At 41.3% G+C, this 14,870-nt stretch carries 10 protein-coding genes; 4 read left to right on the forward strand and 6 right to left on the reverse strand.

The annotated features are described in order from the left end of the window. Window positions 1-40 precede the first annotated feature (40 nt). From AACX33_RS01850 to AACX33_RS01860, 3 genes are all read right to left on the reverse strand, one after another. Window positions 41-1,009 carry an MvdD family ATP-grasp ribosomal peptide maturase gene (locus AACX33_RS01850; protein WP_193996935.1) on the reverse strand — a complete coding sequence of 323 codons (969 nt, stop codon included), beginning with the start codon at window positions 1,007-1,009 and terminating at the stop codon, window positions 41-43. After that, the gene (locus tag AACX33_RS01855; protein ID WP_193996936.1) at window positions 1,009-2,001 is read right to left on the reverse strand and encodes an MvdC family ATP-grasp ribosomal peptide maturase; all 993 of its coding nucleotides are present in this window, start codon (window positions 1,999-2,001) and stop codon (window positions 1,009-1,011) included. Before AACX33_RS01855 ends, AACX33_RS01850 begins: the two co-directional genes overlap by 1 nt. A gap of 151 nt (window positions 2,002-2,152) precedes the next feature. After that, window positions 2,153-2,485, reverse strand: a complete 333-nt coding sequence (locus tag AACX33_RS01860; RefSeq protein ID WP_193996937.1) for a microviridin/marinostatin family tricyclic proteinase inhibitor — start codon at window positions 2,483-2,485, stop codon at window positions 2,153-2,155. A gap of 246 nt (window positions 2,486-2,731) precedes the next feature. Between AACX33_RS01860 and AACX33_RS01865 the strand changes: the two genes are divergently transcribed. Next, the gene (locus AACX33_RS01865; protein ID WP_193996938.1) at window positions 2,732-6,607 is read left to right on the forward strand and encodes a DUF2157 domain-containing protein; all 3,876 of its coding nucleotides are present in this window, start codon (window positions 2,732-2,734) and stop codon (window positions 6,605-6,607) included. Window positions 6,608-6,613: 6 nt separating this feature from the next. Here the strand turns inward: AACX33_RS01865 and AACX33_RS01870 are convergent, their stop codons facing one another. Both AACX33_RS01870 and AACX33_RS01875 read right to left on the reverse strand, forming a co-directional pair. Beyond that, complete coding sequence (locus AACX33_RS01870; protein ID WP_193996939.1) at window positions 6,614-7,012, reverse strand: TIGR02588 family protein; 399 nt, start codon at window positions 7,010-7,012, stop codon at window positions 6,614-6,616. Next, window positions 7,009-7,893, reverse strand: a complete 885-nt coding sequence (locus AACX33_RS01875) for a TIGR02587 family membrane protein (protein WP_193996940.1) — start codon at window positions 7,891-7,893, stop codon at window positions 7,009-7,011. Before AACX33_RS01875 ends, AACX33_RS01870 begins: the two co-directional genes overlap by 4 nt. Before the next feature lie 631 nt (window positions 7,894-8,524). Between AACX33_RS01875 and AACX33_RS01880 the strand changes: the two genes are divergently transcribed. Next, on the forward strand, window positions 8,525-9,844 hold the full coding sequence (locus AACX33_RS01880; protein ID WP_193996941.1) for a pentapeptide repeat-containing protein: 1,320 nt from the start codon (window positions 8,525-8,527) through the stop codon (window positions 9,842-9,844). Between the two features lie 83 nt (window positions 9,845-9,927). Further along, window positions 9,928-11,919 carry a pentapeptide repeat-containing protein gene (locus AACX33_RS01885; protein WP_193996942.1) on the forward strand — a complete coding sequence of 664 codons (1,992 nt, stop codon included), beginning with the start codon at window positions 9,928-9,930 and terminating at the stop codon, window positions 11,917-11,919. Window positions 11,920-12,017: 98 nt separating this feature from the next. Here the strand turns inward: AACX33_RS01885 and AACX33_RS01890 are convergent, their stop codons facing one another. Next, window positions 12,018-12,968, reverse strand: a complete 951-nt coding sequence (locus tag AACX33_RS01890) for an NAD-dependent epimerase/dehydratase family protein (RefSeq protein WP_193996943.1) — start codon at window positions 12,966-12,968, stop codon at window positions 12,018-12,020. A 439-nt stretch (window positions 12,969-13,407) separates the two neighbouring features. Here AACX33_RS01890 and purD point away from each other — a divergent pair, with 439 nt between their 5' ends. After that, window positions 13,408-14,685 carry a phosphoribosylamine--glycine ligase gene (gene purD / locus AACX33_RS01895; RefSeq protein ID WP_193996944.1) on the forward strand — a complete coding sequence of 426 codons (1,278 nt, stop codon included), beginning with the start codon at window positions 13,408-13,410 and terminating at the stop codon, window positions 14,683-14,685. The last annotated feature ends 185 nt before the right edge of the window (window positions 14,686-14,870 follow it).

The raw sequence follows: 14,870 nt of genomic DNA on the forward strand, positions 1-14,870 counted from the left end.
TCAAAAAACGCTCATTGTTCATTGGTCAGACCTTCTACAATCAATGATTCAGTAAAATTTCTGCGATCGCCTGGGAAATAGGTAAGCCAGGACACCGTTCTAGCCAAAAGAATTCTCCTACAGGGTTAACTTCTAAAAAGACATAGCGATTATCTGGGGTCAAAATAATATCAATAGCCCCATAGTTTAAACCGAAGTGAGCCATCAGTTGCAGCAGTTTTTCTGCCACATCCTGGGGTAAATTGTGGGGTTGCCAAGCATCGAGTAAGGCTATTCCCTGTTTGCGCCAATCGTGACGTGCTTGCTCCAAAGCTTGAGAATCCACAGCAGCCGTAAATATAGACTTACCCACAATTGTGATCCGCAATTCTAAGGCTTTGGCAATTTTTTCCTGAAAGGTCATCGGACAAAAACGCAATCCCTCCAGATGCTCTAAATCTGCGGCGGAAACGGGATTGGTAAATACTACCTGCTCTCTTTGTTGTTCGTCATAAACGGCAAAGGAAGAAAGCATTTTAGTAATCATACCCTGCGGACATTCTGCGGCAAATTGCTTAACTGCTTCGGGACTATTGGTGGTTAAGGTGCGTGGGGTATCTAAACCAATCTCTCGTGCCACTTGCAGTTGCAATTGCTTATTTTCTGCACGACGAATATTTGGTAAAGGGTCGAGGTGAAAACCCTTAATGCTGGCAATCATTCCTTGAATAGTTACACGAGATTCCTGGATAGAAGCTTGTCGCAGTTGCTTGTCCATAGTGTGGGGAATTCTGCCCCCAATGCCAACGCGCCGATACCAAACCGCCGATACTTCATTTAAATCTAGCTTTTGGTCATCGACGATCAGAATACATCTTTGACTATCACTGTAATAAATATCTAGTTGTACTTCCGTGGGAAATCGGTCTGTGTCAAAACGAAATGCTTTACCTCCTTGCGCCTCAATTGCCTGAGTCACTAAAGAAATACTTTCATTGTCGTGGCTGTGAGTAATAATTAAGACATTCATCAGGATAATTTTTTGCCTTCTAGTAGAGCATCTGCGATCGCTTGGGAAATGGGATAATTTAAATCTCGCTCTAGCATTCCCCATTCTCCTGTGGGGTTAATTTCTAAAAAAACATATTCTCCTGATGGCGTGACGATTAAATCAAGCGCGCCAAATGTCAACCCCAACCGCGCCATAAATTGATCAAGGCGGCGGATCATCGGCTCTGGTAATTCGTAAGGCTGCCATACACAAGCACCTTGAGGAGCGTGTCGCCAATCTTGGGCAGATGCGGCATAACTAGAAGCGTCTAAAGCTCCTACAAACAGATTCCCATTGACATACACTGCCCGTAGTTCCTGCTGTTTGGGAATTTGTGCTTGAAAAACCATCGGACAGTAGCGCAGAGTCTCGGCATCTAGCAAGTCTTCTTCTTTGACAGTGCTGGTGTACATAAAAAAAGATGAACCTTCCATGCCATAAGAAAGGGGTTTTAATAGCTTGGTGATCATTTTGCCCTTGACTTGCTGAAAAAATTCTCTCGCTTCTTTGGGGTTATTCGTCACCAAGGTTTGAGGAATCACAAGACCAACCTCAGCAGCAACTCTGAGTTGATATAACTTGTTTTCAGCCGCATTAATCTTTTGTAAATCATCCACCCAGTGAGCGTGTCTGAGGCTGTCCCAAAAGCCATCTAAAACAGCTAGTGACTCTCTGGCGCAAGCTGCGCGATATTGTGGAGCCAATTCTTCACTTAAATGCGGTTGCCATAACCGCCGCATCCAGACTGCCTGTACTTCCTCAGTGTTAAAGGCAATATCTCCATATTCGACCTGATGATTGGTACTTGATTGATGGAAATAAGCCTGGAGTTTAATTGTCATGGGAAACTGATCAGTATCGAGGCGAAATGCCTGGACATTTCTATTTGATAGGGCTGCGGCAACTCTATCTATTGTGAAATAATCACCACTATGAGTAATTAATAAAACTACATCACGCTTTGGGTGCATAAATTATCTGATCAAGTTGAATTTCTGATTTAATATCCTAAAAAACCAAAGTCATTAATTATTAATAAACCAACCCTTTCCTGGGGTTGGTAACAAAAATAATATACATTGACTCCAGAATTTTCCCAACTAAAAACCTAGTTTATTCTAGTTACGTGATGTTAAAAAATTTTCGTTGCAATCTCGATAGTATTTCTGAAGGAACAAATGATGAACCGTCCTCGCCATCTGACGGGTATTTCAGCGTGACAGATGATGAACCGTCCTCGCCATCTGACGGGTATTTCAGCGTGACAGGTGATGAATCTTCCTCGCCATCTGACGGGTATTTCTGAGTGACAACTAGTTCTTCTTCCGGAATTTGTCCGCCGCTCACTCGTTCTAATTCTTCATCAGTTAGGTCTTCACAGTTTTGACCTTCTAGGAATCGAGCAAAGAATGGAACCGCTTGTGCATTCACATCTTCTTTTTTATTTTCAGACATAAATATTCTCCCAATACAAAAATAAGTGCAACTAAATTTACACCTTTAACCAAGTTATTACATAGTTTTCCAGAGGACAAGCGGTAAATCAAATCTTTCCCAAAATACCTTTACATAAATTTACACTCCGTGCCATTTTGTACATAGTACTATGTGGCTGGTCACTAAAAATAACTGGCATAGCGATCGCATAAATCCACCGTTCAGCAATAATGATATAAGTATCTACCGATACGGTTACGGCTTATGCCATCTCCAGTTGACGACCTCTTAAATATCCAACTCAGGCTATCATCCTCACATCCTCAATTACTAGAAGGATTGGATATATGGTTGCGCTTGGGTTTAATATCCGATGTCCAAGTCAGGCAACTATGCCGACGGTTTCTGGTTTGTCCCGTGGAATTAGTTCCCCTGAATATACCCGAAACTCCCGTAGTTAGAACTGTTTCTGACCCTGTAAAACTTTTACCTGTAGAAGTTTTAGCATCTAGTAGCCGCAGACAAACTCCTAAAAAACCACCAGAACCCAACTTCCTCACCTCAATGTTGCAGTCCTTGGGGGCAGAATTGAGTGTGCGTTGGCTACTATTTTTAGGTTTATTTCTGGTTGTGGTTTCCTCTGGCGTACTGGCTGCTAGTCAGTGGGAGAGGTTTCCGGCTTCGGGACAGTATGGCGTTTTATTCGCTTATACCTTAAGTTTCTGGGGATTTAGCTTTTGGGCGGGGAGGCAAGATAATCTCAGGTTAACAGCTCAGACGTTGCTGATTGTCACCCTGTTATTAATCCCGGTGAACTTTTGGGCAATGGATAGCTTTCGGTTGTGGCAGAATCCTTTGGACTGGTTGACAGTTGCGATCGCCTGCCCTACTCTGACATTTATTACAGTTGTACTCTGCAAAAATCGCGCTGTTTTTAGCAACTTACCCACCGGAAAATTACCGTTAATCAATATTCTGGGGTTAATTTATTTGCATTGGGGTTGGCAACTACCCGGCTTTCCCGTAATTGCCATTTACGTGGCTATGGTAGGTACAACTATCATTACTCTTTATCATCATCGCTACCCACAGCAGCCCCCCACAACTTCAGAAAATCCCCATGAACAGCCGAATAAATTAGGTATAAGCTTATTTGCTGCTGTAATTATTTATGCCTTAGTAGTTTTATTAATCCGAGCCATATTTGTACATGGGGTAAATGTCACTCAGTTAGGGTTAGCCATTGGGATTTGCGGCTGGTTGGCAACTTGGTTAGCACGACAAAGAGATTCTTCATCCCCCTGGCAATACTTGGGAAGCATTTTACTATTCCTCGGTTGGCTAGTAACGGTATTCAATCAACCAGGACAAGCAATAGTCGTGAGTGGGTTGGCTTTGTTGTATGTAGGTAATCGCTTACAAAGATATAGTTTTCAGACTGACTTGGCGGCATTTTTTGCCATTGGTTTACAAGCCGTTTGGCTGGGTTGGCGGTTAGTCCCGATTGAGTTACAGTCAAGAGCGATCGCCATTGGAACTCAACTCACCAATTCTCAAAATGAACCTTGGGCATTATTGAGTGTCGCTTTATTCCCTTATTTAATCTTCATGGTGGCAACCACTGAAAGGCTAAATCGCGCCCAAAAGCTAGAAGTAGCTGAATTTGGTGAACTGCTAACTCTCGTATTTGGTGCTTTTTTAACCACAGTTGCCACTGTAAATCCGACATTGCGATCGCTGAATTTACTCTTTTCTACCATCACTCTCGCCGTCGTCACCAAACGCCGTTCCTCTGTCCCCATTCCTTTGGTATATCTGACTCATATCATCGGGCTGCTGACAGTTGCTTCGACGATTAATTGGCTATTACCAAATCTAGCTTTACACATCTGGGCAGGCATTATACTAGCTGTGATGGTGGCGGAATGGGTATTTAGTCTGGGGGATGGATTATGGCAACGTAGCGCCTGGTATATCGGTTTCGCACTAGCGATAGTGAGTTTTAATCTCCTGTGGGTAAATAGCGAACTGTCTTGGTATAACCCAGTTGAAAATCAATATTACTGGGGTATCTTATGGCTAATTACGCCTTTAACTCTCACAGGTTTGGCTAGTCGCACCACTGAACAACGCCGCATCAATAGCAGTTTTTGTAGTGTTCTCGCTGTGTGCATGACTCAGCTATTAACTTTACCACTGCCTGGAATCAGATTAATTAGTCTGGGTGTAGCTACGGCTGTGATGTTGGCAAATACCCGCTATTTAAGACATCAAGCAAGTGCGGGAATTACAGTCGGTTTTGGTCTGAGTTTTATCGGGGCGTTGCTGTGGGAGGGTATACCGGGATTACCTGAACTTACCATCGCCGGTTGGTTTGTTGTCGGTGCGATCGCCATTCTCAGTTTATGGTTAGCAAGAACAGCTTTCAGCCGACGCGGTAACGAGTTAGCAACTATATATGCAGTCGCCAGTGATCGATGGGCGATCGCATTATCTAGCGTTGAACTCTTAGGAATGACGCTGCACTCAACCTTAGTTTATCAGGGGATAATCGACCCAGGATTCTTATACTTAACAGCCACTACAATCACATTAGGCGCTATTCTCTATCGCAGTTGGCACTCACCCACAAATTGGGCATTTTATAGCATCGGTTGGTGTGTGGAATTGATCATTGCTGAGGTACTGGCCTTTGGAGAACATTCATTTATTAAAATTGCATTAGCTAACATCGCCTTGGGTTTAATCACCCAACTACTAGGAGAGTGGTGGCGACGACAACACCAATTAGAAAGGCTTCCCAGTAGCCTGCACATTTTGCCCTTAATCTATGGTGCATTTAGTGTAGTGCTGCGTTTAGATACCTTTACCGCTTGGACTGGTTTATTTTCTTTGGGTGTAGCTTTAATTCTCATTGGCGTAGGGCGACGTAATGCATCTTTGAAACCTCTGTTGTATTTAGGAATCATTGGCGTATCAATTTCTGCCTATGAACTGCTGTTTTATCAAATGTCCCAAGCCACAGGAGGCGCATTAGGCGATGGCTTAATTGCCATGTCAGCCCTTGGCACGAGCATCATGTATGCTTATCGCATCCTCACCCCTTGGATTGTCAGCTACTTACGTCTAACTCCCCTAGAACTGCAAAGAATCGCCCATCTGCACTGGTTTTGGAGTAGCGGCTTATTAATGGCGGCGATTCCCCTTCCCATTGACGTTAACCGTCTGGTGGGATTAGCCACAGGGGTATTTTTAATTAGATATGCCATATTTCAAGGAAGGCGATCGCCTGCTTCCCCCCTGATCTTTGGCATGATCACCAGAGGAGAAATGTGGGTTTACCTCGGACTTTTAGAGGTAGCTGCAATGCGAATTTATTGGCGGGAAACAACCATAGGACAGTGGTTTGGTGGTCCCTTAGTGCCTTGGAATGGTGCGATCGCTTGCGTAATTGCCTATTTTCTCTACATCTTACCTTGGGAAAGCTGGGGTTGGTCTAAAAGACCTTGGCAACAAGCCGCATACATCGTACCCCTAGTAATTTTATGGGAAACCAAACTGCTAGTTTCCCCCATCACCTTGCTAATAGCCGCTGGGTTTTATATCTTCCTCGCCAAACTGGGTGAAAACATTCGTTTGACATACATCAGTGCAGCCTTAATTAATTGGGCTTTGCTGCGCTGGTTTGATAGCTTACTCTTAACGAATGCTTTGTGGTATGTGACACCAATCGGATTGTCACTGCTGTATGTTGCTCAAATAGATCCTTTGTTGAAACTACCAGAGTATAAAACAGCTCGTCACACTTTACGACTGCTAGGCAGTGGCGTGATTTGTGGATGGGCAGTTTTATTTGAGCAACAAACACCCTTAATTCCCGGAATCTTCAGCCTGATTGCCATTTTTGCCGGATTAGCTTTACGAACCAGAGCTTTTCTCTATCTAGGGACAGCAACTTTCTTGATTACCAGTTTTTACCAACTAGTGATTTTCAGCTTCAGCTATCCCTTTTTGAAATGGATTGTCGGCTTACTCGTTGGTATTATCCTCATTTCCATAGCCGCCAACTTTGAAACTCGCCGGACTCAAATCAATACCATACTTCGCAACATCAGTGATGAACTTCAGCAATGGCAATAAATGGGATTATGGTAACTGATAGCTAGCAACCCGCACAGTTAATTGCCCCTGAAGCGGATTTTGGCTAAATATAAATGCTCCTTCTTCCTTTTCACCATCAGACAAAAAATCAATTTGTTGCTCTCCTGTTTCCACAACTTTATTAGCAATTTCCAACTCAGCAATAATTTGCACTGATGTAGCAGTTTCACCACCAGTATTAACTATTTCAAAGGGAACATAAAACTTTCCATCAACTTCTCGAATCATTTGTTTTTTCTGCACCGACAAAATGGGAGGTTGATCTTTTTCATTCAGCCACATATACCCGACTAAGCTAATAACGACTGAGAGAATAGATAAAGCAATCCCGAATGTTATCCACTCAGCTAGAGAAATTTCGGGTTTTGGTTCTGTTTTCATCATATTGCTAACCTACCCGCTGCGCCGCCAATAGTTGCAGGTAATCCCAATATTAAAATATGTTCTAACCACATCATCCATGGGTCTGCAAAAGTTACCTTTTGGAAAAAAAATAGCATAACTCCACTTGCTAACAAAGATACTAAATAAGACATGGTAGTTTCGCTTAATGGACTCTGAAAAATTCCCTTTTGCTGTCTGCGTTTTTGTTGGTCTGAAAAACCAGCTTGAAAGACAATAGCGTAGGAAATAACTAAAGATGCAGCCATTAACGCCAATAACCAAGGAGGTGAAATAGCAGATGCTAACATCGGAACTTCATCGGTTGGTGCAATATTAAAAGCAATCACAATTGCACCAATGAGAGTTGCACCTAAATCAGCAAATGTGGCTTGCAAATCATTTTGCGGATCTTTGCTGATCCCGTTACCTTTATCATTGGTCGATATGGAATTATTTTGATTATCTTCTGGGAACAACTGGTTGGCTAATGCCACACCTAGCGTAAATGACACACTAGTAAATACAACTTTACCCAGGGATTCTTTCAAAGAGGTTTGTGGCGTAATTTCTTGCAATAACCACAACATAAATGCCGAACAAATAAATCCAATTGCCATTGCCTCTACAGTATCTATCAATGCTTGATCAACTCGCCAGTTATTTTTGCGTTTACGAAAACCCTCTGTATAATTCAGGAAAAAAACTACAATAAACATGAAGGCGATCGCCATGACAAGCAATCTTGGTTTTGCTAGCGATCCAATCCACCATATTTCCATCGTATATATTAGTGGAATACCAAATAAAAAACCTCCACAAGTACCACGCACAATATCATTTATTTCTTGTCTCCAAGTATGTTTATCATGTTTTTTAGCCACTTCTAATATGTACCTGTTTATTTGATTGTAATATTTTCATCCGTTGTAGAATGTCTCATTAAATATGTATTTTTAACATCTATCTTAGGGCGTGTCATCAGTTGACCCAAATCACTGTCCAGCGAGGTAAATTGCCCTGAGAAAGTGTGACACACCCCATTGGTGACAAGTTAAGCCTGTAAGTCTTATGTCAAGAAGCTTTGAGAGAAGTGCTGAAAAAAAACTCGTCAGTTCCACGTTGAAGATCCGGAAACGGAGCGACAATTAACTTAACATTTGGTTTTCGCTTCTGTTTGATAAATTGGTCTCTATTGGTTTTTTTGCTGGTGGTCATGGCTGGACTCAATCGCTCAATTACTTGTCTAGATTGAGTTTCCCACTATTTTTGACCTCTGCAAATACTACCCTTGACCATTTTCCCTTTTCCTGAAAACGTTGAGTTAGCTCAAAGTAAACTTTGGGTATACTATCAGGACTTACGCAAAATTATGGAAAAACGAACCGCGAAGGACACAAAGGACACGAAGTCAAGAGGGTTTCAGAGAGTTCTTGCGTAAGTCCTAACTATATAAAAACTTGTCAAAGTTCAAGATAATTTTTAGCCTTTAGCTTCTTTTCAGCATGGAGTTCTATGAATCCCGATGAATTAGTATCACGATACGCAGCAGGTGAAAGAAATTTTTCTCAAATAGATGTGAGATATGCTCATTTAACTACAGCAAATAGTAATTCTAATGTTAGTAGGAGCGTTTATTCAAAAAGACCGAATTTTAGTAGTCTAGATTTAAGCAATGCCAATCTAGAAGGTATCATCCTAGTTTTGGTTAACTTGGATAAAGCTGACTTGAGTAATTCTAATTTAAGTAATGCAGACCTCAGAGGATCAGCTTTTGGAGAAACAAATCTCAGTGGTGCAAACCTGAGTGGCGCAAATCTAAGTACCGCTTACTTATACAGTGCTAATCTCACTGATGCAAATTTGACCAATGCGGATTTGCAATCTGCTAGTTTGAAACAAGCAAATTTAACAAATGCTAACTTGCAGAATGCAAAACTACAGGGTGTCATTTTAGAAGGCGCGATTCTAAAAGGCGCAAATTTTAACGGTACAACTCTAGAAAATGTGGATTTACGATGTGTTAACCTGCAAGGTTGTAACTTACGAGGATTTAACTTACACTTTGCCAAGCTAAATGTATCGAATCTTAGAGGGGCTGATCTCAGAGGTGCAAATTTAAGTGGTGCTGACTTGACAGTTGTTAATCTGAGAGAATCTGATTTAAGCGGAGCAAATCTCAAAGATACTCGGTGCGATGGCGCTAACATGAGCAAAGCGAATTTGAGCAACGCGAACTTAAGCGGTGCAAATCTTAATCAAGTTAATTTCAGCCAAGCTAATCTAAGTGGAGCGAACTTGAGCCGAGCGAACCTGAACGGTGCCAGATACAGTTGCGATCGCAAAGGTGCTAATCTGACGCTAGCGAATTTAAGCACTGCCAATCTTACAGAAGCTAATTTAACACAAGCAAATCTGACGCTTGCAAACTTAAAGGGCGCGAATTTGAGCCAAGCAAACCTCACCTTTACTAATTTAGCTGGGGCTGACCTAACGAGAGCAAATCTCACTCAAACTGAGGTCAGTAGTGCAAATTTACGAGGAACCAAACTAGATGAGGAAACCGCACCAGAGAAATGGCGTTTAGTTTGGCAAATTGTCAATCATGGTGCAGTTGGTCGAGATTTGAGCGGAGCAGATTTAAGCGGAACTGATTTGAGCGGTGCGAATTTCAGTGGAGCTAACTTAAAAGGAGCTAATTTGAGTAGTGCAAATCTCAGTCGGGCAAATCTTAGCCAAGCTGATTTAAGTAACGCTAACTTGCTCAACTCCAATTTATATGAAGTAGATTTTACAGATACCATTTTAGCAGATGTGGATTTATCTAACACCTAAGTTTTATTTGGTAATTTCATCCTGAACAGGCTATTTAAAACTGTCATTATTCTTTTAACAATCAATACAAGGAGATATTAATAATGATGAGCAGTTCTGAACTACTCAAGCGTTATGTAAATGGAGAAAGAGATTTTTCTGGTTCTGATTTACGAGGCATCAAACTCTATGGTTCACAAGGTAAAAAGATTGATTTGAGTGGTGCTAATTTCAGTGGAGCTAACTTAGAAGGTGCTATTTTGAGCCATGTCAATCTTGATCATGCTAATTTCAGTCATACCAATCTTAAAGAAGTCCGAATGAATGGCAAAATTAATAATACTGATTTTAGTGGAGCCGACCTGACGAATGCTCATATAGGTGCTTCTCGAATTAATGGGACTAAATTTAGAGGAGCTAATTTAACGAATGTTGATTTTGGTGCTAATGGATTAGGTAACACCAATATTGACTTTGCAAATGCTGATTGCACAAATACAAAGTTAACGTGTGATTTAATTGAAGCAAACTTTCAAGGCTCAAACTTAAGAAATGCTATTTTTCGTCACCAAAACCTCTATTGGTATCGAGCTAATCTTAGTCGTGCTAATCTTAGCCAATTAGACCTAAGTGGGCAAAATTTTTCTACTCTAGAGATGAAAGGTGTCAATCTCAATGGTTCTAATTTAACCAATACAAATCTTAAAAGCACTAATCTTGAAGGAGCAAACCTACGTAACACAAACCTTGAAAATGCAGATTTAACTTATGCTAATTTGCGAAATACTCAAATTGAAGGAGCCATTAACCTATATCCAAAAATATATCTCATCTGGCAAATTATTAATCAAGGAGCCGAAAACATAAATCTGGCTAATGTTGACCTTAGCAGTGCCAATCTTCAAAATGTCAATTTCAGCGGACTTAATTTAAGAGGGATAAATTTCCAGAGAGCTAACTTAACTAAAGCAAATTTTAGCCATGCCGATCTTAGTAGTGCAAATCTTAAAAATGCTTACTTAAGTAGCGCCAATTTAGAAAGTGCAAATCTTAGCCAAGTTGATTTGACTGGTGCTAATTTGAAGGGTGCTAATCTTAATCAAGCTAACTTAAATCAAGCTAATTTAATTGGTGCAAATTTAAAACAAGCAAGACTGCAAAATGCTAATTTACACAATGCTAATTTGACAGATGCCAATTTAGAAGGTGCTGATTTTACGGAGGTAGATTTGACTAGTGCTGATTTAACTGGTACTAAACTGTTCGGCACTAATTTGACAAATGCCCGCAATACATCTGGTTCAGCTGCTATTTTTTCTAATTCGCCAAATAACCCAAATTTGGAACTACTTGAGCAAATTCGACAAGCTTCTCAAGGACTGTATTACGGTAGTGAAGCAGATTACCCCTATGAAGTTTTTTTGTGGGAAGTTGCAAATCGAGGAGAGTTTACCTTAGAAGGATTACTAAAAGCTTTTGGATACTTGAGAGAAATTTCTAGTGATGATTTTCGTAATGGAAATTTTGATGATTTATTGCCAGAAAATAAACAGGTAATTCAGTCTTTCCGAACATTATTATTGCAGTTAAAGTCATTTTTAACTAATTTACAAGTTTATCGATTAGCGGTTTCCGCGCCAGACTTTTATATTGTTATCGGTAATACGCCTTCAGGAGATTGGCTAGGTATCTCAACTAAAGTCTCGTCTTACTTGGAACAACAGCATTATTCTTCTCAAATTTTTCGGTTCAGAGATTCAGCAGTCGCCAAGCTAGAAAATCAAGAACTGATTGTGACTTTGGAAAATGAAATTGCAGAAGTACGTTTTGCTTCTGAATACTTAAAAAGCTTTGTTTGGGAAATAGCGGAGCGAAAAAGCGCACTCATCCATAATTTGCTAGATACTGTTGGGATTGTTACCACAAATGAGGTCAAAAATCCTTTTGGTAGCGAGACTCAGGCTGAGTTAGTCCGTTCAAACCTAACCAATTTAAGACTTTATCGATTAAGTGCCGGAGAAATTGAAATGTATATTATTGGTCAAACTGAAAATGGTGACTGGATTGGTCTTCACACTAAAGCAGTTGAAACTTGATTCTGCCAATTGGAGAGTGATCTACTACCCTTGACCATTTTCCCTTTTCCTTAACTTGTCACCAATGGACACACCCTGATGTACAACTATTTTTTTAATTAAGCATACAAAGCCTGAACCCATTGCCATTCCTGAGTTAAACCCTCTTTTAAGGAAACTTGGGGCTGATATCCTAAGATTTCCTGGGCTTTCGAGACATCAGCAGCCGTATGACGCGCGTCTCCCATCGCTTTTTCGATGTAATTTTTTTTAATGGGTTTACCAACTATTTCTGCCATAGTGTCCAAAACTTCTGCCAAAACTACCCTGCTACCACCGCCAATATTGAAGATTTCACCCACCGCTTGGGGTACAGTAGCGGCAGCTAAATTGGCAGCTACGACATCACTGACAAAGGTAAAATCTCGCGTTTGCTGTCCATCTCCGTAAATAGGAATTGCCTCATCCTGCAAAATAGCTTTGAAAAACTTATGAAAAGCCATATCTGGGCGCTGTCTAGGCCCATAAACTGTAAAATAACGTAATGCCACAATCGGGACACCAAAGTTTTTGTGATATAGTCCGCACAAACGTTCAGCGGCTAGTTTGGTAATTCCATAGGGAGAAACCGGTTGCGGCGGAATTTTTTCATGGGTGGGTAATGTTTCGGCATCGCCATAGACACTAGATGTAGAGGCAAATACTAATCTTTTCAGGTTTTCAGCATCCTTAGCAGCTTCTAACAAAACTTGTGTGGCACTAATATTCCGTTCAGTATAATTTCGGAAACCTTCACCCCAACTGGCTCTTACCCCAGCTTGTGCCGCCTGATGGTAAACAACCTCAACATTTTTCAGCAGCCCCGGCCAATCTAAAAACTGAATATCTTCTTCAATTAAAGTAAACTGAGGTGAATCGTTTAAATGTGCAATAGTTTTGTGCTTTAATCTAGGGTCGTAGTAATCATTAAATTGATCAATCCCGATTACTTCATTTCCTTGTTGCAGTAATGCTTCCACAAGGTGAGAACCAATAAAGCCTGCTGCGCCAGTAACAATAATTTTAGCCATGTTTCTGATTTTATTGATATCTTTTTAAAGGTTAATACTTATAGCATTTCCTAGTCTAATACAGTAAAAAATTATCTGCGTTTATCTGCGTCCATCTGCGTTTAATTATTACTGCTAGTACCTCACTTGAATGAAAATTGCTATACAATCATTAAAAGTCATTAATTAGCAACTTTTTTGCAGTCAATTGTTTTAAGGTTGAAAAACTCATTATAAATACTGAAAACCTGGATTCATATTTGGCAAATACTCATAAGTTTACTGTTGTTAAAAGACAGCAATTACTCCTGAAATATATTAAATAAAATAAGTATAACCTTTAATGTGATTAGCACAGAGTATGATTAGGGGCTTGCATAAGCACAATAATTGATGAAAAAATTGATCCGCGAGAGTTACTAGGGTATTCTCGTTTCACAAGGGACGCACGAGGAAATCAGTGAAAGTTTTAGTAGTCGGTAATGGGGGGCGCGAACACGCTCTAGCCTGGAAACTGTTGCAATCTCCGCAAATTCAGCAAGTTGTCTGTGTACCAGGAAATGGGGGTACAGCTAGTCTGGAACGTTGCCAGAACTTGCCTTTGGCTGTAGATGATTTTGAGGGTATGAGCAGATACGCTCTGGAAAATGGGATTTCTTTGGTGGTAGTCGGGCCAGAAGTACCCCTGGCAATGGGTATCACAGATTACCTCCAAAGTCAAGGACTGATGGTATTTGGGCCTGTGAGAGCTGGAGCGCAAATTGAAGCGAGTAAGGCTTGGGCAAAAGCTTTAATGCAAGAAGCGGGGATTCCGACAGCTAAAGCTGCGGTATTTACTGAAGCAACAGCAGCTAAATCCTATGTGAAAGCACAGGGAATCCCCATAGTGGTGAAAGCTGACGGTTTGGCAGCAGGTAAGGGTGTGATAGTTGCTGGAACTTTAGAACAGGCTGAAGATGCCATTGATGCCATTTTTCAGGGACAGTTTGGCAATGCGGGCAACTTTGTAGTTGTGGAAGAATGTTTGATTGGGCAAGAGGTATCAGTTTTAGCCTTAACCGATGGGTTAACCATTCGCCCGTTGCTACCGGCGCAAGATCATAAGCGGATTGGAGAAGGTGATACAGGCGATAATACTGGTGGGATGGGAGCTTACGCCCCCGCACCGATTGCCACACCAGAGTTAATGAAACGGATTCAAACAGAAGTTCTGGAAAGAGCGATCGCCTGTTTAAGATCCAGAGGCATTGACTACCGAGGCGTACTGTATGCTGGATTGATGATTGCCCCCGATGGCGACTTGAAGGTTTTAGAATTTAACTGTCGTTTCGGTGATCCTGAAACTCAAGTGATTTTGCCACTGTTAGACACACCCCTAGAAGAATTGATTTTAGCCTGTGTACAGCAACGTTTAGGCGAAATGCCCCCCATAGCTTGGAAACAGGGCGCTGCTGCCACTGTGGTTGCCGCTTCCGGTGGTTATCCAGGGGAATACGCAAAAGGCCAAGTTATTACTGGGATTAAAGAGGCTGAGTCCGCCGGAGTGACTGTATTTCACGCAGGGACAAAATTAAACCAGCAACAACAAATAGTCACAGATGGGGGAAGAGTGTTAAATGTGACTGGCATCGGCAAAGATTTTCAGGAGGCGATCGCTCAAGCCTACACTGGGATCAAATCCCTGGAATTTGAGGGAATATATTACCGAAAAGATATCGGTCATCGAGTCCTGAACTAGAAATTCAGTCTAGCGGTCTGCTTTGGCAACGCTACACGGCGTAGCCATCGCATCCAAAATTCAGAGGACTGCGAAGACCACAGTATGATTAAGGTATATGGAAGTTATCCATCTAGCAGGGCAATAATCGTCTGCTGTCTCTGACCTCATTTGCGGGAATTAAGCAAAACCTACCCTTGAAAGTT

It is taken from the genome of Nodularia sp. LEGE 04288 (assembly GCF_963896525.1).
In the GTDB taxonomy this organism is placed as follows: domain Bacteria; phylum Cyanobacteriota; class Cyanobacteriia; order Cyanobacteriales; family Nostocaceae; genus Nodularia.